The following is a 19,644-nucleotide window of genomic DNA, read 5'->3' on the forward strand; positions in this document are numbered from 1 at the left end:
AGAGAGGTTCCACAAGCGAGACGAATGACACCTAGGCTTTGCCTGAAAAGGCCTGCGCTCGCCCAGGCTTCGTTAAAAATTCGTTCGGAATGCTCATTTACCACTCGTAAACTCCGCTTCCTCACGAATTTTTGCCTTGCCTGACCTTCGCTCGGCGACTTTTCAGCCAAAGCCCTAGTCCTTGAAGGTGGCGAAGGCGCGCTCGGCGGCGTCCAGGGTGATGCGCAATTCCTCGTCGCCGTGGGCGATGGAAGTGAAGCCGGCTTCGAAGGCACTGGGCGCCAGGTAGACGCCACCGTCCAGCATCAGGTGGAAGAAGCGCTTGAATCTCTCGCTGTCGCTGGCCATGACATCGCTGAAGGTGACGATGTCCTCTGCGCCGCTGAAGTAGAGACCGAACATCCCACCCGCTTGGGTGGTGACGAAGGGCACACCGGCGGCATCGGCGCGGTCCTGCAGGCCTTGCAGCATCCGCGTGGTGTAGTCGGTCAGCTCGGCGTGGAAGCCGGGACGGCGGATCAGTTGCAGGGTGGTAAGGCCGGCGGCCATGGCCAGCGGATTGCCCGACAGGGTGCCGGCCTGGTAGACCGGACCGAGCGGGGCGATCTTTTCCATGATCTCGCGCTTGCCGCCAAAGCAGCCCACCGGCATGCCGCCGCCGACGATCTTGCCGAAGGTGGTGAGGTCCGGGCGGATGCCGTAGTGCGCCTGGGCGCCGCCCAGGGCGACGCGGAAGCCGGTCATGACCTCGTCGAAGATCAGTACCACGCCGTAGCGGTCGCAGAGGCTGCGCAGCCCTTCCAGGAAGCCTGGCGCCGGCGGTACGCAGTTCATGTTGCCGGCCACCGGCTCGACGATGATGCAGGCGATCTGGTCGCCGACGTTCGCCAGCGTTGCTTCCACTTCGGCCAGGTCGTTGTAGGCCAGGGTCAGGGTGTGCTGGGCGAAGGCCGCCGGGACGCCGGGGGAGCTGGGCACGCCCAGGGTCAGGGCGCCGGATCCGGCCCTGACCAGCAGGCTGTCGGAGTGGCCGTGGTAGCAGCCCTCGAACTTGATGATGGTGTCGCGCCCGGTGTAGCCACGCGCCAGGCGGATGGCGCTCATGGTGGCCTCGGTGCCGGAGCTGACCATGCGCACCATTTCCATGGAGGGCACCAGCTCGCAGAGCAGGTCGGCCATGGTGGTTTCCAGGGCGGTCGGCGCGCCGTAGGAGAGGCCGTGTTCCAACTGGCGGCGTACGGCGTCGAGCACATCCGGATGGCTGTGGCCGAGGATCATCGGACCCCAGGAACCGACGTAGTCGACATAGCGCTTGTCATCCTCGTCGACGATGTAGGCGCCCTGGGCGTGCTTGAAGAACAGCGGCGTGCCGCCGACGCTCTTGAAGGCACGGACCGGCGAGTTGACGCCACCGGGGATGTGGCGCTGGGCTTGGTCGAAAAGTTGCGCGGAGCGGGACATAGAGGTCTCCTTGAACGGGATCAGGCCGCGAACAGCCGGGCAAAGGCGCGCGCACGGCGCTCCACCTCGCCCGCGCTGGCGGCGGCAAACAGACTGTGGACGACGGCGAGCAGATCGACGCCGTGGGCGAGCAGGTGCGGGGCGTTGTCCAGGGTGACACCGCCGATGGCGCAGACCGGCAGGGCGAAGCGGCGGCGGGCCTGGTCGAGCAATTCCAGGGGCGCCGGCGGGGCATCCGGCTTGGTGTTGGAGGGGAAGAACCGGCCGAAGGCCAGATAGCTGACACCAGCCTGGACTGCAGCCTCGGCCAGTTGCAGGCTGGCGTGACAGGTGCCGCCGAGAATCGCCTCCGCCCCCAGTTCGGCGCGGGCCGCGATCAGGGAGCCGTCTTCCTGGCCCAGGTGCAGGCCGACGCCCAGCTGGCGGGCCAGGGGTAGATCGTCATTGATGATCAGGTTGGCGCCATGCTGCTGGCAGAGCTCGGCCAGGGCGGCGGCTTCGTCCTGGCGGCGGCTGGCGTCGCCTGACTTGTCGCGGTACTGCACCAGCCGGGCACCGCCCTGCAGCGCAGCTTCGACATAGGGCAACAGGCGACCCTCGACGAGCAGGGCGCTGTCGGTGATGGCATAGAGGCCGCGCAACGGGCTCATGAGCAGAAATCCAGCGGCAGGCGCCGCGGCACGTACTGGCCGCGCCCGGGGCGCTCGGCGTCTCTCAGGGTGCGCCAGGTGTAGTCCAGGGCGCTGCGCACCGCACTGGGCAGGGCTTCGCCCAGGGCCAGGCGCCCGGCCAGGGTGCTGGCCAGGGTGCAGCCGGAGCCGTGGTAGCTGCCGGGCAGGCGCTGGCAGACGTGGGTCTCGCAGCCACCGGCACGGTCATAGAGGCGGTTGTGCACCTCGTGCTCCTCGCCATGGCCGCCGGTGATCAGCAGGTGGGCGCAGAAGGGCAGCAGGCGCTCGGCGCACTGCTCCGGGGTGCCTGCGGGCAACTCGGCGAGGATGCGCGCCTCGGGCAAATTGGGGGTGGCGATGGTGGCGCGCGGCAGCAGCCGCTCGCGGATGGCGTAGCCGACTTCGTCCTTGCCCAGGGCGCCGCCGCCACCGGCGCGCAGCACCGGATCGCAGACCAGGGGAACGCCGGGCAGGGACTCCATGATCTCCAGCACCGTCTCGACCATCTCCACCGAACCGAGCATGCCCAGCTTGACCGCCGCCACCGGCAGGTCGGCGATGATCGCCCGGGCCTGGGCCAGCACCCACTCGCGATCCAGCACCCGGAAGTCATGCACGTCGACGGTGTTTTGCACGGTCAGGGCAGTGACCGCCGGGGCGGCATGGCAGCCCTGGGCGAGCAGGGCTTCGATGTCGGCCTGCAGACCGGCGCCGCCACTCGGATCGTGGCCGGACAGGCAGAGGACGACAGGACGTTGGGGTTCGAGGGTCATGGGCGTCAGCCTAGCAAAGGGAAAAAGGGCGCAGCGGCCGGGTGCCGCAGGGAGTGGCACCCTACAACGACCTCGCGCCCTGCGCCACCCGTTGACATGGGACCCGGATCGGGACGAAGGAACTCCGCGGCCGGTTGGGCAGCCGATATACTGCACCTTTGCTCGGGTAAGGCGGTTCTATGGCGTTGTGGCGGTTGTTGCGTGATTTCTTCCTGCGCCAACGGCGTGCCTACGGGACGGCCATTCTCTGCCTGCTGGGCGTCGGCCTGCTCAACCTGACCCTGCCCTGGTGGATCGGCAAGGCCATCGACGCCCTGCGCGCCGGCGAGCTGGATCAGACCGGCCTGCTCTGGCGCGTCGCCCTGATCGTGGCGGTCGGCTGCGGCCTCTATGTGCTCCGCTATCAGTGGCGGGTGCGCCTGTTCGGCACCTCCTACCAGGTCGGTGTGGAGCTGCGCGACGCCTTCTTCGCCAAGCTGGCGCGGCTGGACCCCGGCTTCTTCCAGTCCAGTCGCACCGGTGACCTGCTGGCCCGCGCCACCCAGGACATCGACGCCGTGGAGACCGCCGCCGGCGAAGGGGTGCTGGCCAGTTTCGACGGCATGCTGACCCTGCTGCTGGTGCTGCTGGCCATGTTCATCGGCATCGACGCGCCCCTGGCCGCCCTGGCGCTGTTGCCCTTTCCCTTCATGGCCTGGGGTTTCTATCGCGTGGCGCGGCGGGTGCAGCAGCGCTTCGGCCTGGCGCTGGCCGGCTTTTCCGCCCTCAACGACCGCACCCAGGAAGCCCTGAGCGGCCTGCGCATGCTGCGCCAGCATGCCCTGATCGAAGCCGAGCTGGACGACTTCGACGCCCGCGCCCGCAGCGTGGCCAAGGCCGACTACCAGGTGCAGCGTACCGAGGCGCGCTACGAGCCGATCATCTTCGTCGCCCTGAGTCTCGCCACCCTGCTGACCCTGGTCATGGGCAGCTGGCGCTATCTCGACGGCCACATCACCCTCGGCCAGCTGACGAGCTTCAGCCTCTATCTGGTGCAGCTGATCTGGCCGATGTTCGCCATCGGCTGGTGCTTCAACCTGCTGCAGCGCGGCGAGGCCGGGGCCCGCCGGCTGGAAGAGGTGTTCGCCGTCACCGAGCGTATTCGCGACGAGGGCACCCGGACGCCCCCGGACCAGGCCGATCTGTCGGTCTATATTCCGGCCTTCACCTATCCCCAGGCGCGTCAGCCAGCCTTGCAGGACGTGGTCATCGACCTGCCCGCCGGCGATACCCTGGGTATCGTCGGCGCCACCGGCAGCGGCAAGAGCACCCTGCTGCGCCTGCTGCTGCGCCAGTTTCCGCTGGAGCAGGGCAGCATCCGCCTGGGCGGGGTGCCGCTGGAGGAGTATCGGCTGGGCGACCTGCGCGCCCAGTTCGCCTATGTACCCCAGGATCCCTTCCTGTTCGCCCGCACCCTGGGTAAGAACGTTGCCCTCAGTCGGCCCGATGCCACCGCCGGGGAGATCCGCGAAGCCCTCGACGCCGCCGCCTTCGCCACCGATCTGGCGGCGCTGCCGCACGGGCTGGATACGCCGGTGGGCGAGCGCGGCCTGACCCTTTCCGGCGGCCAGCGCCAACGGGTGGCCCTGGCCCGGGCGCTGCTCTCGCCCGCGCCCATCCTGCTGCTGGACGACACCCTCTCGGCGGTGGATACCGCCACCGAAGCCCGCCTGCTCAAGACGCTGGCCGGGCTGCAGGGGCGTACCACCCTGATCGTCAGCCACCGGCTTTCCGCCGTGCAGCATGCCGACGAGATCATCGTGCTCGACCAGGGCAGCCTGGTGGAGCGGGGTCGCCATGGCGAGCTGCTCGCCGCCGGGGGGCTCTATGCCCGACTGTGGAATCTGCAGCAGGCGGAGGAGGCCAGCCAATGACCAGGACGCGCGTGCTTTCCCTGCTGCTCAAGCCGGTACTGGCCAATCCGCGCAAGCTGGCCGGCACCCTGGCGATCCTGGTCGTGGCCACGCTGTTCGATGTGCTGGGGCCCTGGCTGACCAAGCACTACCTGGACAACTACCTGGTGCCCCACGACCTGCGCCTCTGGCCGCTGGTGGGCCTGGTCGCCGCCTATGTGGTTTCCCAGGGCCTGGCCGCCTATGGCCGCTATCTGCAATCCCTGAGATTCGCCGAGATCGCCATGGACGTGGTGCTCCTGCAGCGGCGCCGGCTGTTCCGCCATGTGCTGAGCCTGCCGCAGAGCTTCCACGATCGTACCGCCACCGGCGAACTGGTGGCGCGGGTCACCAACGACACCGATGCCCTGCGCGAACTCTATGTGGCCTTCCTCGGCAACATGGTCGGCAACATCGTGCTGCTGATCGGCATCCTGGTGGCCATGGCCCTGCTCGACGTACGCCTGATGGCCATCGCCGTGCTGCTGATCCCGGCCGCGGTGCTGATCGTCTGGGCCTACCAGCGATACAGCGGCGCGGCGGCCATGGAGGTGCGGATGCTGCGCGCCGAGCAGAGCGCCCGCCTGGGCGAGGCCATCGGCGGCATGGGTCTCCTGCAGGCCTTCAACCAGACCGAGCGCTTCCGCCAGGATTTCCAGCGCCTCAACCAGGCCCAGTACGGCGCGCGCATGCGCACCATCCGTGTTTCCGGGTTGCTGCTGCGCTCGGCGCTGGACCTGGTCAGCGTGGCGGTGCTGGCGGTGCTGCTGCTGGTCTATGGGATGGGCCATCTGCAGGGCGGCGCCGAGATCGGTGTGCTCTATGCCTTCGTCACCTACCTGGGGCGGGTGACCGAGCCGCTGATGGACATCACCCAGAGATTCAATCTGTTCCAGCAGGCCACGGTGGCCGGCACCCGGCTGCTGCACCTGCTGGAAGAGAAGCCGGCATTGAGTGGCGAAGACGACCGGCCCATCGCGACCGCGCACTTCCACCTCGACGCGGTGCGTTTTCGCCATGCCGGCGCGGGCCACGACACCCTGCACGGCATCGACCTGGACATCGCTCCGGGCACCTTTCTCGGTATCGTCGGCCCCACCGGCAGCGGCAAGTCGACGCTGCTCGACCTGCTCGCCGGACTGCAACCGGTCACCGGCGGCCACCTCTGCCTGGACGGTCGCGAACTGGGCACCCTGACCCCGGAAGTGCTGGGCGCCGCCCTGGCCAGCGTGCCCCAGGAGCCCTTCATCCGTTCCACCAGTCTCAGGGACAACCTGCTGCTGGGCAGCCAGGTGTCGGATGCGCGGCTGCGCGAGGCCCTGGCCACCGCCCATATGGACGACCTGGTGGCGCGGTTGCCGGAAGGCCTGGATACCCTGCTGGGCGAGCGTGGCTTTACCCTGTCCACCGGCGAGCGGCAACTGCTGGCGCTGGCCCGGGCGCTGTTGCGCGAACCCAAGGTCCTGCTGCTCGACGAGGCCACCGCCAGCATCGACAGCGCCACCGAGGCGCGGCTGCAGGGTGCGCTGGACGAGTTGCGTGGCCAGGTCACCCTGATCGTGGTGGCGCACCGGTTGTCCACCATCCGCCATGCCGATCGCATCCTGGTGCTGCGTGATGGCCGCAAGGTGGAGGAGGGCAGTCACGAGGCCTTGCTGCAGCGGCCCGACGGCCACTATCGCCGGCTGTGGGAACAACATGCCCAGGGTGACAAACCCCTATGAGCCGTCACAGCCGTTGTCACCCAGGGGTGTTAGGGTGTCAGCTATAGCCAGCGCCCCAACAAGGAAACCTGCATGACCTCCGTATCCGAGGATTTCACCGCCGTTGCCACCGCCAGCGAGGCGGTCGACCGTCTCGCGGCTCTGCACGACGAGGCCACCCAGGCCCTGGGTGCCGCCCTCAAGCGCTATCTCAAGGATCGCGTCGAACCCAGCGCCGCCGAGCGCGAGCTGTTCCGCTACCCCGAGATCCGCATCCGCTATCGTGCCCCCGGCGTGCCACCGGCCACCACCCGCGCCTACGCCAAGATCCAGCTGCCCGGCACCTATGTGGCCACCGTGACCCATCCAGCGGCCTTTCGCGGCTATCTGCTGGAGCAGCTCGAGCCGCTGATGCGCGACTACGACCTCCAGGTCGAGATCGGTCGCAGTCGCCAGGACATCCCCTACCCCTATGTGGTGGAGCAGGGCGACGAACTGGCCGGCAGCGGCGTGACCGCCGCCGAGCTGGCGCGGGTCTTTCCCAGCACCGATCTCTCCGCCGCCCACGACGACATCGCCGACGGCCACTACGACTGGGAGCGCATCGATCCGCTGCCGCTGGCCTTGTTCGACGCCGCCCGCACCGACTTCTCGCTGAGACGCATCGTCCACTACACCGGCAGCGACTGGCGCCACGTGCAGCCCTGGATCCTGCTGACCAACTACCATCGCTACGTCGACCAGTTCATCCAGCACGGCCTGGAGCAACTGCGTAGCGATCCGCGCTTCGAGCGCCTGGTGCTGCCGGGCAACGTCATCATCGAACGCGACATGGACCCCACCGAGGCCCAGGCGGTCATCGCCGCCATCGCCTGGCACCGCTTCCAGATGCCGGCCTACCACCTGATCGCCGGTGACGGCCATGGCGTCACCTTGGTCAACATCGGCGTCGGCCCGTCCAACGCCAAGAACATCACCGACCACCTGGCGGTGCTGCGTCCGCACTGCTGGCTGATGATCGGCCACTGTGGTGGCCTGCGGCAGTCGCAGACCATCGGCGACTACGTGCTGGCCCACGCCTACATGAGACGCGACGGCATCCTCGACCGCGTGGTGCCACCGCACATTCCCATCCCGGCGCTGGCCGAGGTGCAGGTGGCGCTGCAGGAAGCCGCCGCCAGCGTCACCGGCGAACGCGGGGAAGCGCTCAAGCGTCGCCTGCGCACCGGCACCGTGCTGACCTACGATGACCGCAACTGGGAGTTGCGCTGGGCCCAGGAACGCCCGCTGATCAACCTGGCACGAGCGGTGGCGGTGGACATGGAAAGCGGCACCATCGCCGCCCAGGGCTATCGCCTGCGGGTGCCCTACGGCACCCTGCTGTGCGTGTCCGACAAGCCCCTGCACAGCGAGATCAAGCTGCCGGGCTCGGCCAACGCCTTCTATGCCCGCGCGGTGAGCCAGCACCTGGCCATCGGCATCGCCGCCTTGGACCAGCTGCGCACCCAGCTCGACTCCCTGCACTCGCGCAAGCTGCGCAGCTTCGACGAGCCGCCGTTCCGCTAAGGCGCTGGGGTTGGGCGTGTCGAGCTTCGCTGCGCTCAACCCAACCTACGGCGAGGCGCCTGAATCGAAGGTGGCCTGGCATCGCTCGGATGACTCCCTCTCCCGCTGGGAGAGGGTTGGGGTGAGGGTGCACCTAGGCACCGAACGCCTCAGTGGAAAAGGCTGCGCCGTTTTCCACGCTACGGTGCCATGCCCGCGATGGCGCAACTCCATCGCCAACGCCCGACGATGACGTCATCCGGCCTCTTGATTCCCCCCTGTCATCGCTCCCCAGGAACATCTCGGCGCCCGCTCCGGTCGGTTGCAGGAGAGGGGTGAGTCCGCACGCGTCACCGTTCGGTAAAGATCATGGATTTAACATTGATCTCTGAGGCGTCTGGCCCTAAAGTTCGCGCCCGAACGTCCATGCTGGAAACGATCCATCCGGCTCAAGTACCGACGACGAGACAGCGAGGTCAACGCCAGTACGCGTTGACCTTTTTGCTTTCGGCGATGTGCCTTGGGAAGTAGGCGAACCAAAGTGGGGAAACGGATTAGGCGTTCAGAACACCCCCTCCTTCAATTTGTTCTGCCCATCGGGAGTCCGACGCATGTCCATCAAGGTCGAAGATTACTATTCTCGCGAAACCTTCCAGAAGATGAAGGCCTTCGCCGACCAGCAGGAAACCCCCTTCGTCGTCATCGACACCGCCACCATCGGCCGGGCCTATGACGATCTCGTTGGCAACTTCCCGTTCGCCAAGATTTACTACGCGGTCAAGGCCAACCCGGCCATCGAGATCACCGAGTTGCTGCGCGACAAGGGCTCGAACTTCGACATCGCCTCCATCTACGAGCTGGACAAGGTGCTGTCCACCGGGGTCGAGCCGGAGCGCATCAGCTACGGCAACACCATCAAGAAATCCAAGGACATCCGCTACTTCTACGAGAAGGGCGTGCGCATGTTCGCCACCGACTCCGAGGCCGACCTGCGCAACATCGCCAAAGCCGCCCCGGGCTCGCGCATCTATGTGCGGATCCTCACCGAAGGCTCCAACTCGGCCGACTGGCCGCTGTCGCGCAAGTTCGGCTGCCAGCCCGACATGGCCCTGGATCTGCTGATCCTGGCCCGTCAGCTGGGCCTGGAGCCCTATGGCATCTCCTTCCACGTCGGCAGCCAGCAGCGCGACATCGACGTCTGGGACGCCGCCATCGCCAAGGTCAAGGTGATCTTCGAGCGCCTCAAGGAAGAAGACGGCATCACCCTGAAGATGATCAACATGGGCGGTGGCTTCCCGGCCAACTACATCCATCGCACCAACAGCCTGGAGACCTATGCCGAGGAGATCATCCGCTTCCTCAAGGAAGACTTCGGTGACGAGCTGCCGGAAATCATCTTGGAGCCGGGCCGTTCGCTGATCTCCAACGCCGGCATTCTGGTCAGCGAAGTGGTGCTGGTGGCGCGCAAGTCGCGTACCGCCGTCGAGCGCTGGGTCTATACCGACGTGGGCAAGTTCTCCGGCCTGATCGAAACCATGGACGAGTCCATCAAGTTTCCGATCTGGACCGAGAAGAAGGGCGAGATGGAAGAAGTCGTCATCGCCGGTCCCACCTGTGACAGCGCCGACATCATGTACGAGCACTACAAGTACGGCCTGCCGCTGAACCTGGCCAGCGGTGACCGCCTGTACTGGCTGTCCACCGGCGCCTACACCACCAGCTACAGCGCGGTGGAATTCAACGGCTTCCCGCCGCTGAAGGCCTTCTACCTCTAAGGGCTTTCCGCGTCGATCGAGCCCGCGTCCAGCCAGGGACGCGGGCTTTTTCATGCCTGGTGAAAAGCGCTGTGTCAGGCGCTTTTCCGGATTGTTAAGAATAATTTACATTCGCTATGGAGTTGATAATCGTTTGCAAATAGAATCGCGCCGCATTCACATGAGGAGGCGGCTCGCCATCATGTCCAAGGAAATGTCCTCGCTGTCCCAGCGTCGTTTGCTGGTTTCCACCTTCAGTGTCGCCGTCGCTTCGCTGTCCCTCGGGACTCAGGCCCAGGACGCCAAGGAGCCGGTGACCCGACTGGAAAGTCTGACCATCGAAGGTCAGGCGCAACAGGAAGGCTTCAAGGCCGAGCAGTCCGCCTCGCGCAAGTACACCGCGCCCCTGCTGGACACCCCCCAGACCGTCACCGTGGTGCCTGCGCAGGTCATCCAGGACCAGCAGGCCCTGAGTCTGAGATCGGTGCTGTCCAACGTGTCCGGCATCACCTTCAACGTCGGCGAGGGCGGTGGTGGCTCCGGCGACAGCATCAACATCCGGGGCTTCAGCGCCAACTCGAACATCCAGATCGATGGCCTGCGCGACAGCACCCAGACCAACCGCACCGACACCTTCAACCTGGAATCGGTCGAGGTCGTCAAGGGCCCCAACTCGGTGTTCGGCGGCGCCGGCACCACCGGTGGCTCCATCAACTTGATCAGCAAGAAGCCCCAGGAGCGCCAGTTCACCCGCATCGGCGCGGGCCTGGGCACCGACAGCTATCGCCGCCTGACCCTGGACACCAACCAGCCGCTGCAGGGCGTGGGTACCGATAGCGCCTTCCGCCTGAACCTGATGGCCCACGAGAACGACGTACCCGGCCGCGACCAGATCGACCGCGAGCGTTGGGGCATCGCGCCGTCACTGGCCCTGGGCCTGTCGGACGATACCCGCCTGACCCTGAGCTACTTCCACCAGACCGACAACAACCAGCCCGACTACGGGGTGCCGGCGCTCAACGGCAAGCGCCTGGGCGGGGTGGATCGCGATGCCTATTTCGGCTTCAAGAACATCGACAAGGAAGACATCAACAACAATGTCTTCACCGTGGAGCTGGAGCATCGCCTCAACGACAACCTGAGTCTGCAGAACCTGACCCGCTACAGCCGCATCGAGCGCGACGTGGTGATCTCGGCGTCTCACGTCAACCTGGGTGGCGTCGCCGCGGGCCGCTATCGCCCGGCCGGTCCCCAGGGCTATGGCCGCGACGTGACCTCGGAGATGTGGATCAACCAGACCAACCTGACCGGCAACGTCGACACCTTCGGCCTGGGCCATTCCTTCGTGCTGGGCGCCGAGTTCTCCCGCGAGGACTACGACCGCGACACCTACAGCTATGGCCTGACCTTCCCGGCCGCCGGCTACTCCCTGGCCGCGCCGCCGGAGCGCTATGACGGCGCCACCGACAAGCAGACCTCGGCCATCGCCAGCAACGTGCTGACCGACAAGGCGCTCTATGCCTTCGACACCATCGCCCTCAACGACTACTGGGACGTGAACCTGGGTCTGCGCTACGACTGGTTCGATGGCGACAGCGATACCACCCCGGTCGCCAACGGCGTGCGCGGCAGCAAGACCAAGCTGAGTTCGGATGACGCCAAGCTGAGCGGGCGCGCCGGCCTGGTGTTCAAGCCGGCGCCGAACGGCCGGGTCTACGTGGCCTATGGCACCTCCTTCAATCCCTCGGCGGAAAGCCTGACCTCCACCGGCGCCGGCCTGAGCGCGGCCAACCAGGATCTGGGTCCGGAAAAGAACAAGACCTGGGAACTGGGCACCAAGTGGGAATTCCTCGACAAGCGCCTGGAGCTGGACGGCGCCCTGTTCCGCGTCGAGAAGAGCAATGCCCGGGAGACCCTGGCCGACGGCAGCACCGCCCTGGCCGGCAAGCAGCGCGTGCAGGGCATCGAGCTGGGCGCCACCGGGCGGATCACCCCGCAGTGGAATGTCTACGCCAACTTCACCTTCCTCGACAGCGAGACGCTCAAGGCCGCCGACACCCTGGACGGCCGCAATCGCGAAGGCCAGGCGCTGGCCAATACCCCGCCGCGCTCGCTCAATCTCTGGACCACCTATGAGCTGCCGGCCGGTTGGCGGGTGGGCTATGGCGCCCGCTACGTCAGCGAGCGCAACGTCACCTCCAGCAACGACGGCGCCAAGCTCGACGACTACTGGCTGCACAACGCCATGGTCGGCTATCGAGTCAATCGCAACGTCGACCTGCAACTCAACGTCAACAACGTCTTCGACAAGGACTATGTGGAGCGGGTGCGTTCGCAACTGGGCGTGAGCACGAGATCGTCGGCCATCGAGTACGGCGATGCCCGTTCCGCCATCCTGACCGCGACCTACAGCTTCTGAGGTCGCCTGCAGCAACCTGAGCCCTGCCTGCGCAGGGCTTTCGGCGTTAGAGGGAATCACCATGATGATCAGCGTTCCGGGCGTGCTGACGCCCGAGCAGGTAGGGGAATGCCGCCAGCGGCTGGAGGCGGCGGCCTGGACCGATGGCCGGCACACGGCCGGCTTCCAGTCGGCCATGGCCAAGGACAATCTGCAGCTGCCGGCGGATGAGCCGGCGGCGCGCGTGGTGGGCGAGCTGATCCAGCAGGCGCTGGCGCGGCATCCGCTGTTCGTCGCCGCGGCGCTGCCGGCACGGGTGTTTCCGCCGCTGTTCAATCGTTACCAGGGCGGCCAGTCCTTTGGCCTGCACGTGGACAATGCCCTGCGGCCGCTGCCGGATGGCAGCGGCTACCTGCGCACCGATCTGTCGGCCACGCTGTTCTTCTGCGAGCCGGACGAATACGACGGGGGCGAACTGGAGGTGGAAGACACCTATGGCGCCCACAGCGTCAAGCTGGCGGCCGGCGACCTGATCCTCTATCCGGCCAGCAGCCTGCACCGGGTGCTGCCGGTCACCCGCGGCGCGCGGCTGTGTTCCTTCTTCTGGATCCAGAGCCTGGTGCGCGATGCCGGTCAGCGCGGCCAGCTGTTCGAACTCGACCAGGGTATCCAGCGGGCGGCCGCCGAGCTGGGGCAGGGCCATGAGGCCTGCCTGCAGCTGATCGGCGTCTATCACAACCTCCTGCGCCAGTGGGCTCAGCCCTGATCCGCGGGGGACTCTTCCAGCTGCACAGCCTGCTCGGCCTGGCCGCAGGTCTGGTGCTGGTGGTGCTGGGCGTGACGGGGGCGCTCTACAGCTTCCAGCTGGAATTGCTGGCGCTGCTCAATCCGCCGCCGACCGCCGCGACGCCGGACCAGCGCCCGCTGACGCTGCCGGAAGTGCGGCAGCGCCTCGTGCCGCCGGACCGGGAGTTGAGCTTCGTTTCCAGCATGGCGGGGGAAGGCTACGGTCTGCTCGGCCTGGCACCGGCGAAGGGTCAGGGCCGTCCCGAGGTGCAGCTGTTCGATCGCTACACGGGCGAGGTGCTGAGTTCGCCCCGTGGCCAGGCATTCTTTCGCCTGGTCCTGGACCTGCACCGCTCCCTGGCCCTGGGGGCGGTGGGCAAGGCCCTGACCGGCGCCGCCACCCTGATCCTGCTGGTGCTCTGTCTGTCCGGCCTCTACCTGCGCTGGCCGCGCCAGGTCCGGCGCTGGCGCACCTGGCTGACCCTGGACTGGGGCCGTCGGGGGCGCAGTTTCCACTGGGATCTGCACGCCGTGGCCGGCACCTGGTGCCTGCTGGTCTATCTGCTGGCGGCGCTGACCGGCCTGTACTGGTCCTATGACTGGTATCGCCAGGCCAGCGAGCGATTGCTGGGGGCGGCGCCGGAGCCCCAGATCAGCGGCGTGGTGGCGCGCCAGGACGTGGACCTGGACGCGCTCTGGCGGAGCTTTCGGCAGGAGACCGGCGGACGGGTGGAGGGCTACGGCCTGCTGCTGCCCAATCCGGCGCGCAAGGTCAGCCATCCCACCCTCTGGTACCTGCCCGACGATGCCGAGCATATCCGTGCCCTCAATCGCCTCGTCTTCGACGGCGCAGGACAGGTGCTCGATCATCGCCGCTATCGCGAGCAGCCGCTGGGCGCTCGGTTGCTGCTCAGCGTCTATGCCCTGCATTCGGGCGAATACTTCGGCCTGGCGGGACGGGTGGCCCTGCTGCTCGCCAGCCTGGCCATGCCGCTGTTCATGGTGACCGGGCTCTGGCTCTATCTGGATCGCCGGCGCAAACGCCGCCAGACGCGCCAGGCGCAAAGCGGGCTGACACCCGCCCCGGCGGGCGCTGCCGACTGGCTGATTGGCTGATTGGCTACGCCAGCCAGAGTGGCCAGGGCGAGGCGCTGGCCTGGCAGGCCGCCAGCCAGTTGCAGGCGGCGGGACTGAGCGCCGAGGTGGTCGCCCTGGGGCGGCTCTCGGTCGAGCGGCTGCAGGAGGCCACCCGGGCGCTGTTCGTGGTCGCCACCCACGGCGACGGCGAGGCCCCGGATGCCGCGCGCAGCTTCGAGCGACGCCTGCTGACCCAGGCAGCCGCGCTGCCAGGCCTGAACTATGGACTGCTGGCCCTGGGCGACCGGCGCTATCCGGCCTACTGCGCCTTCGCCCAACGGCTGGATGCCTGGCTGGGTGGGCAAGGCGCCCGGCCGCTGTTCACCCCGGTGGCGGTGGACAATGGCGACGCCCAGGCGCTTGCGCTCTGGCAGACTCAGCTCCAGGCCCTGGGCGCCGCGCGTGCCGAGGCACCGCCCGAGCGTCCGCTGCAGTCCTGGCAACTGGCGTTGGTGCAACGGGTCAATGCCGGCAGTCCCGGCGGCGCGGTCTTCGAGCTGCAGCTGTTGCCACCGCCCGGGAGCAGCTGGGCACCCGGTGATATCCTCGAGATCGCGCCACGGCAGGGCGCCGAACGGGTGGCGGCCTGGCTGTCGTCCCTGGGGCTGGCTGCGGACAGCAGGGTCGAGATTGCGGGTGTGACGCTCACCTTGGCGACGGCCCTGGAAACCCGCCTGCTGGCGGAAGACCAGACCGCGCTGCGGGGGCTGGACGCCCAGGCCCTGCTCGACGCCCTGAAGCCCCTCGCCGTGCGCCAGTACTCCATCGCCTCGCTGCCCGGCGAAGGGCCGTTGCGGCTGCTGGTGCGCCAGGCGCGCAAGGCGAACGGTCGCCTGGGCATCGCCTCCGGCTGGCTGACCACGGCGCTACGGCCTGGTGATCGAGTGCAGGCAAGGCTCCGCGTCCATCCCGGCTTCCGACCACCGCTGGACGAACGGCCGCTGATCCTGATCGCCGCCGGGACCGGTCTCGCGGGTGTACGCCCGCTGCTGGCGGCCCGTATCGCCGCCGGGCACAGGCGCAACTGGCTGCTGTTTGGCGAACGCACGGCAGCGCACGATGATTTCTACGGTACTGAATTGCAGGCCTGGCAGGCACGGGACGAACTGGCCCGGCTGGACCGGGTGTTCTCGCGGGACGGCGACGGCTATGTGCAGGACCGCCTGCGGGCGCAGCGCGAAAGGCTGCTGGACTGGTTGGCGGCCGATGCCGTGATCATGGTCTGCGGCAGCCTGCCGGGCCTGGGACGCGGCGTCCAGGCCACGCTGCAGGCGCTGCTTGGCGAGGCCGAGGTCCAGCGCCTGATCGATGAAGACCGTTACCGCCGCGATCTCTATTAGACCTGGACCTAGGCGCGGGCGATGCACCAGACGCCGGCACCGATCAGCACCACACCGGCCAGCTTGCCGAGGGTCACCGGGTCCTGGCGAAAGCCGGCCCAGCCGAAGTGATCCAGGCTCAGTGACATGGCCAGCTGCCCGGCGATCACCAGCGCCATGAACAGGGTGGCGCCGATGCGCGGACCGGCGAAGGCGGCCATGGCGATAAAGAACATCCCCAGCAGGCCGCCGCACCAGTGCCACCAGTGCAATTCGCGCAGGGCACCCAGGGTGGGGACGCCACGCTGCCAGAGGGTCAGGCCCAGCAGGGCGAGCAGACCGACCATGAAGGAAATGGACGCCGCGGCGAAGACGCTGCCGAGGTGCCGGGCCAGTTGACCGTTGATGCCGGCCTGCAGCGGCAGGCAGGCACCGGCGATGAAGGGCAGGACGAGCAGCCACCAGACGGGCATCGACAGGACTCCGGGTGAAAGGGGCGCGCAGTATGCCCCAGGGTTGGGCGAAACAGTCGTGGCGACGACTTCCGGTAACTGTCCCTGACGCCTGTGCTCAGCCGAAGGCCCCAGCAGGGGGCCGTGTCGGCGCGGATTCAGGGATGATCGCCTGATCGCCGGACCGGAAGACGAGGGCTGGGTGAGGGTGGCCCTGCTACCCACTGCCTAGAAACCGTCGATGGGAATCTTCAGGTAACGGCGGCCATTGGCCTCGGCCGGCGGCAGGGTGCCGGCGCGGATGTTCACCTGGATGGCCGGCAGGATCAGCGTCGGCATGGACAGGGTGGCGTCGCGGCGGGTACGCAGGGCGACGAAGGCGTCTTCGTCCACGCCATCGCGGACGTGGACGTTGAGGGCGCGCTCTTCACCCACGGTGGTCTCGTGGCGCGCTTCGCGGCCGGCGGGCGGATAGTCGTGGCACAGATAGAGGCGGGTGGCCTCGGGCAGGGTCAGCAGCCGGCGGATCGAACGATAGAGGTCGCGGGCGCTGCCACCCGGGAAGTCGCAACGCGCCGAGCCGACATCGGGCATGAACAGGGTGTCGCCGACGAAGACATGGTCTTCCTCCACCTGATAGGCCATGTCGGCCGGGGTGTGGCCGGGCACGTGCAGGGCGCGGGCGCTCAGGGCACCGATGTGGAAGACCTCGTCGGGCTGGAACAGGTGATCGAACTGGGAGCCGTCGAGGCGGAATTCCGCTTCCAGGTTGAACACGTCCTTGAAGGCGCCCTGCACCCGGCGGATGCCCTCGCCGATGGCGATGCGGCCACCCAGCTGCCGGCGCAGATAGGGCGCGGCGGAGAGGTGGTCGGCATGGGCATGGGTCTCCAGCAGCCACTCCACGGTCAGCCCCTGGTCACGCACGAAGCGGGCGACGCGATCCGCCGCCAGGGTGGCGGTGCGGCCCGAATGCGGATCGTAGTCCAGCACCGAGTCGACGATGGCGCAGCGGCTGCCGGGTGCCTCGTAGATCACATAGGTGAAGGTGGACGTGGTGGCGTCGAAGAAGGGTTCGATGCGCGGAGTCATGACCGGGCCTCGTGAAGAGATGGGATGTCCCACCTTAACACGGGGCTCCGCCGCTCCGCGGCGTGCCTCGTCGCCGCAGGACCGATCCGGTCTAGTAGCGCGCCTGCTGCATCTCCCTCAGGCGACTCAGGGTGCGGCGGAAGGGGAATTCCAGAAAGCCGCGGGTGTACAGCTGCTCCAGGGGCACGGCGGCGTCCAGGTAGAGCGGGCGGCGGCGGTCGTAGGCTTCGTCGACCAGGGCGATGAAGCGGCGCACGGCGTCATCCTGGGGTGCCAGGCGGGGCAGTTCGCGATCGCCGGCGAGGACCCGGGTCGCGCCGTCTTCGGTGCCGCGGGCGATACGGCCCGCGCGGGGATCGCCGGACAGGCAGGGGACGTTGCCCAGCAACAGGGCAGGGAAGCGGGTACAGAGATCGATGTAGTCGGTGGTGGCCCAGGCGCCCTGGCAGAGCACGGCGAAGTCCAGCCAGATCGCGCTGGAGGCCCGCTGCACCACGGGCAGGGGGCGCTCGCCGAGGATCAGGGGCGCGGTCGTCACGGCTTCCCCCGGGGTGAGGCGGGCAAAGGTCGTGGCGAGGGCGGTGGGATCGTCCACCCAGAAGCGCGGTTCGGCTTGGCCTTCGTGCAGGCGGTGATCCTGGCCGCCGTCCACCTCCAGTACCTCCAGTCGCGCCTGCAGCGCGGCGATGGCGGGGAGCAGGCGCTCGCGATTGAAGCCGCCGGCATAGAGCTGCTCGGGCGGCTGGTTGGAGGTGACCACCAGCACCAGGCCCTGGTCCAGCAGGGCGCGCAACAGGCCGCCCACCAGGATGGCGTCGCCGATGTCGCTGACGAAGAGCTCGTCGAAGCACAGCACCCGCACCTCGGCAGCCAGTTCCCGGGCCAGCACCTGCAGGGGATCGCGGGTGCCGCTGAGCTGGAACTGCCGCTGGTGCACCCAGCGCATGAAGTGATGGAAGTGCTGGCGGCGGGCGGGCACCGGCAGGCTGGCGTGGAACAGGTCCAGCAGCCAGGTCTTGCCACGCCCGACCGGGCCCCAGAGATAGAGACCGCGTGCCGGACGCCCGGCCAGCAGGTCGGCGTGACAGGCTTCCAGCTGGCGCGCAGCGGCTTCTTGGGCGACATCGAGCAGGCGGTCGCCCTGGGCCAGGGCCTGGCGGTAGGCGGCGAGGGGGGAAAGGGCATTGGACATGGCCGCCACTCTAGCGCCCGTGCTGGCAGCAGACCATGCCCCGGCGGAATGACGTGAGTCCTTTATAGCGTTTGAAGGCCGGCCGCGGCGGTTCGATAGTGCGAGACGATCCTGCCGGACGCCGCCGGCACCGCTTTCATCTCTGCCTGGAGCCCCGTCATGGCCGCCGATTCGACCCTGCACCTCGCCCACTGCCTCGCCTCCGTGGGCGTCTCCGAGATCCTCAAGATCACCGAGCGGGCCAACGCCCTGCGCCGCCAGGGCGCCGATCTGCTGGTGCTGGGTGCGGGCGAGCCGGATTTCGATACTCCGGAGCACATCAAGGAAGCGGCGATCCAGGCCATCCGCGCCGGCCAGACCAAGTACACGGTGCTCGACGGCAGTCCGGCGCTCAAGGAGGCCATCCGCCGCAAATTCGCCCGGGAGAACGACCTGGTGTTCGCCCAGGACGAGGTGACCGCCTCGGCCGGTGCCAAGCAGGTGATCTTCAACGCCATGATGGCGACCCTGGACGCGGGTGACGAGGTGATCATCCCCGCGCCCTTCTGGGTGACCTATGCCGACATCGTCACCATTCTCGGCGGCACGCCGGTGGTGCTGCCGTGCCGTGAGGAGGATGGCTTCCGCCTGACTGCCGCGGCCCTGGAGGCGGCCATCACCCCGCGCACCCGCTGGGTGATGCTCAACTCGCCGTCCAATCCCTCGGGGGCGGCCTATGGCGAGCAGCACTATCGCCCGCTGCTGGAGGTGCTGCTGAGCCATCCGCAGGTCTGGCTGATGGTCGACGACATGTACGAGCACATCCTCTACGACGGCTTTCGCTTCGTCACTCCGGCGGCGCTGGAGCCACGGCTGCGCGAGCGGACCCTGACCATCAACGGCGTCTCCAAGGCCTATGCCATGACCGGCTGGCGCCTGGGCTATGCCGGTGGACCCAAGGCGCTGATCCAGGCCATGGCCAGTGTGCAGAGCCAGGTGACCTCCTGCCCCTGCTCGGTCAGCCAGGCCGCGGCCATCGCCGCCCTGGATGGGCCGCAGGACATCGTGCGCGAGCGCTGCGAGCTGTTCCGCGAGCGGCGGGATCTGGTGGTGGATGCCTTGAATGCGGTGCCGGGTTTGTCGGCGCGGCGGCCCGAGGGGGCCTTCTATGTCTACGCCAGTTGCGCGGGGATATTGGGTCGGCGGACGCCGGGCGGGGAGGTGATCGACAGCGATACGGCCTTTGCCCGCTACCTCATGGATGAGGGCGGGGTGGCGGTGGTGCCAGGCTCGGCCTTTGGCCTGGCGCCTTACTTCCGAGTTTCCTACGCCACCTCGCACGAGGTGCTGGAGGAAGCCTGCCGCCGGATCGCCGAAGCGACCCGGCGGCTGCTGGCCTGATCAGCCGGCCGGCGGAGCCGGGGGCGCCGGCGGTTGGGCACCCGGGGCGA

13 protein-coding genes and 1 pseudogene are annotated in these 19,644 nt (G+C 67.9%); 8 read left to right on the plus strand and 6 right to left on the minus strand.

Going from position 1 to position 19,644, the window contains the following annotated elements; genetic code table 11:
- Positions 1-174: 174 nt before the first annotated feature.
- From hemL to GSQ95_RS09270, 3 genes are read right to left on the minus strand one after another with little or no spacing between them, the layout of a single operon-like run.
- Positions 175-1,461 (minus strand): glutamate-1-semialdehyde 2,1-aminomutase, encoded by a 1,287-nt coding sequence (gene hemL / locus GSQ95_RS09260; protein ID WP_158896213.1) that lies wholly within the window; start codon positions 1,459-1,461, stop codon positions 175-177.
- Positions 1,462-1,481: 20 nt separating this feature from the next.
- The gene (thiE, locus tag GSQ95_RS09265; RefSeq protein WP_158896215.1) at positions 1,482-2,111 is read right to left on the minus strand and encodes a thiamine phosphate synthase; all 630 of its coding nucleotides are present in this window, start codon (positions 2,109-2,111) and stop codon (positions 1,482-1,484) included.
- Positions 2,108-2,905, minus strand: coding sequence for a hydroxymethylpyrimidine/phosphomethylpyrimidine kinase (locus GSQ95_RS09270; RefSeq protein ID WP_158896217.1), 798 nt, complete (start codon positions 2,903-2,905; stop codon positions 2,108-2,110). Before GSQ95_RS09270 ends, thiE begins: the two co-directional genes overlap by 4 nt.
- 179 nt (positions 2,906-3,084) lie before the next feature.
- Between GSQ95_RS09270 and GSQ95_RS09275 the strand changes: the two genes are divergently transcribed.
- From GSQ95_RS09275 to GSQ95_RS27115, 7 genes and pseudogenes are all read left to right on the plus strand, one after another.
- Positions 3,085-4,818: an ABC transporter ATP-binding protein gene (locus GSQ95_RS09275; RefSeq protein ID WP_158896219.1), complete on the plus strand. Its 1,734-nt coding sequence runs from the start codon at positions 3,085-3,087 to the stop codon at positions 4,816-4,818.
- Positions 4,815-6,560 carry an ABC transporter ATP-binding protein gene (locus GSQ95_RS09280; protein WP_158896221.1) on the plus strand — a complete coding sequence of 582 codons (1,746 nt, stop codon included), beginning with the start codon at positions 4,815-4,817 and terminating at the stop codon, positions 6,558-6,560. Before GSQ95_RS09275 ends, GSQ95_RS09280 begins: the two co-directional genes overlap by 4 nt.
- A gap of 72 nt (positions 6,561-6,632) precedes the next feature.
- Entirely contained in the window at positions 6,633-8,105 is a 1,473-nt protein-coding gene (gene amn, locus GSQ95_RS09285; RefSeq protein WP_158896223.1) for an AMP nucleosidase, read from the plus strand.
- A 590-nt stretch (positions 8,106-8,695) separates the two neighbouring features.
- The gene (locus GSQ95_RS09290; RefSeq protein ID WP_158896225.1) at positions 8,696-9,859 is read left to right on the plus strand and encodes a type III PLP-dependent enzyme; all 1,164 of its coding nucleotides are present in this window, start codon (positions 8,696-8,698) and stop codon (positions 9,857-9,859) included.
- Between the two features lie 181 nt (positions 9,860-10,040).
- Positions 10,041-12,257 (plus strand): TonB-dependent siderophore receptor, encoded by a 2,217-nt coding sequence (locus tag GSQ95_RS09295; RefSeq protein ID WP_158896227.1) that lies wholly within the window; start codon positions 10,041-10,043, stop codon positions 12,255-12,257.
- A gap of 61 nt (positions 12,258-12,318) precedes the next feature.
- Positions 12,319-13,002, plus strand: a complete 684-nt coding sequence (locus GSQ95_RS09300; protein WP_158896229.1) for a Fe2+-dependent dioxygenase — start codon at positions 12,319-12,321, stop codon at positions 13,000-13,002.
- A pseudogene (locus GSQ95_RS27115) lies at positions 13,002-15,499 on the plus strand (PepSY domain-containing protein). The gene GSQ95_RS09300 and the pseudogene GSQ95_RS27115 overlap by 1 nt, the downstream one beginning before the upstream one ends.
- An 8-nt stretch (positions 15,500-15,507) precedes the next feature.
- On the opposite strand, the gene GSQ95_RS09310 reads toward GSQ95_RS27115, so the two are convergent.
- The 3 genes from GSQ95_RS09310 to zapE all read right to left on the minus strand — a co-directional run bounded on the left by GSQ95_RS09310 (position 15,508) and on the right by zapE (position 18,214).
- Positions 15,508-15,957 carry a DMT family transporter gene (locus GSQ95_RS09310; RefSeq protein WP_241495391.1) on the minus strand — a complete coding sequence of 150 codons (450 nt, stop codon included), beginning with the start codon at positions 15,955-15,957 and terminating at the stop codon, positions 15,508-15,510.
- A 201-nt stretch (positions 15,958-16,158) separates the two neighbouring features.
- The gene (locus GSQ95_RS09315; protein ID WP_158896231.1) at positions 16,159-17,022 is read right to left on the minus strand and encodes an MBL fold metallo-hydrolase; all 864 of its coding nucleotides are present in this window, start codon (positions 17,020-17,022) and stop codon (positions 16,159-16,161) included.
- Between the two features lie 91 nt (positions 17,023-17,113).
- The gene (gene zapE, locus GSQ95_RS09320) at positions 17,114-18,214 is read right to left on the minus strand and encodes a cell division protein ZapE (RefSeq protein ID WP_158896233.1); all 1,101 of its coding nucleotides are present in this window, start codon (positions 18,212-18,214) and stop codon (positions 17,114-17,116) included.
- 159 nt (positions 18,215-18,373) lie between these two features.
- Here zapE and GSQ95_RS09325 point away from each other — a divergent pair, with 159 nt between their 5' ends.
- Entirely contained in the window at positions 18,374-19,594 is a 1,221-nt protein-coding gene (locus tag GSQ95_RS09325) for a pyridoxal phosphate-dependent aminotransferase (protein WP_158896236.1), read from the plus strand.
- The last annotated feature ends 50 nt before the right edge of the window (positions 19,595-19,644 follow it).

The organism is Pseudomonas sp. BAV 4579 (genome assembly GCF_009765395.1).
In the GTDB taxonomy this organism is placed as follows: domain Bacteria; phylum Pseudomonadota; class Gammaproteobacteria; order Pseudomonadales; family Pseudomonadaceae; genus Chryseomonas; species Chryseomonas aestiva.

Coding starts and splice junctions, on each gene's coding strand:
- hemL (WP_158896213.1), bottom strand. CDS start 1,461: ATGTCCCGCTCCGCGCAACTTTTCGACCAAGCCCAGCGCCACATCCCC.
- thiE (WP_158896215.1), bottom strand. CDS start 2,111: ATGAGCCCGTTGCGCGGCCTCTATGCCATCACCGACAGCGCCCTGCTC.
- GSQ95_RS09270 (WP_158896217.1), bottom strand. CDS start 2,905: ATGACCCTCGAACCCCAACGTCCTGTCGTCCTCTGCCTGTCCGGCCAC.
- GSQ95_RS09275 (WP_158896219.1), top strand. CDS start 3,085: ATGGCGTTGTGGCGGTTGTTGCGTGATTTCTTCCTGCGCCAACGGCGT.
- GSQ95_RS09280 (WP_158896221.1), top strand. CDS start 4,815: ATGACCAGGACGCGCGTGCTTTCCCTGCTGCTCAAGCCGGTACTGGCC.
- amn (WP_158896223.1), top strand. CDS start 6,633: ATGACCTCCGTATCCGAGGATTTCACCGCCGTTGCCACCGCCAGCGAG.
- GSQ95_RS09290 (WP_158896225.1), top strand. CDS start 8,696: ATGTCCATCAAGGTCGAAGATTACTATTCTCGCGAAACCTTCCAGAAG.
- GSQ95_RS09295 (WP_158896227.1), top strand. CDS start 10,041: ATGTCCAAGGAAATGTCCTCGCTGTCCCAGCGTCGTTTGCTGGTTTCC.
- GSQ95_RS09300 (WP_158896229.1), top strand. CDS start 12,319: ATGATGATCAGCGTTCCGGGCGTGCTGACGCCCGAGCAGGTAGGGGAA.
- GSQ95_RS09315 (WP_158896231.1), bottom strand. CDS start 17,022: ATGACTCCGCGCATCGAACCCTTCTTCGACGCCACCACGTCCACCTTC.
- zapE (WP_158896233.1), bottom strand. CDS start 18,214: ATGTCCAATGCCCTTTCCCCCCTCGCCGCCTACCGCCAGGCCCTGGCC.
- GSQ95_RS09325 (WP_158896236.1), top strand. CDS start 18,374: ATGGCCGCCGATTCGACCCTGCACCTCGCCCACTGCCTCGCCTCCGTG.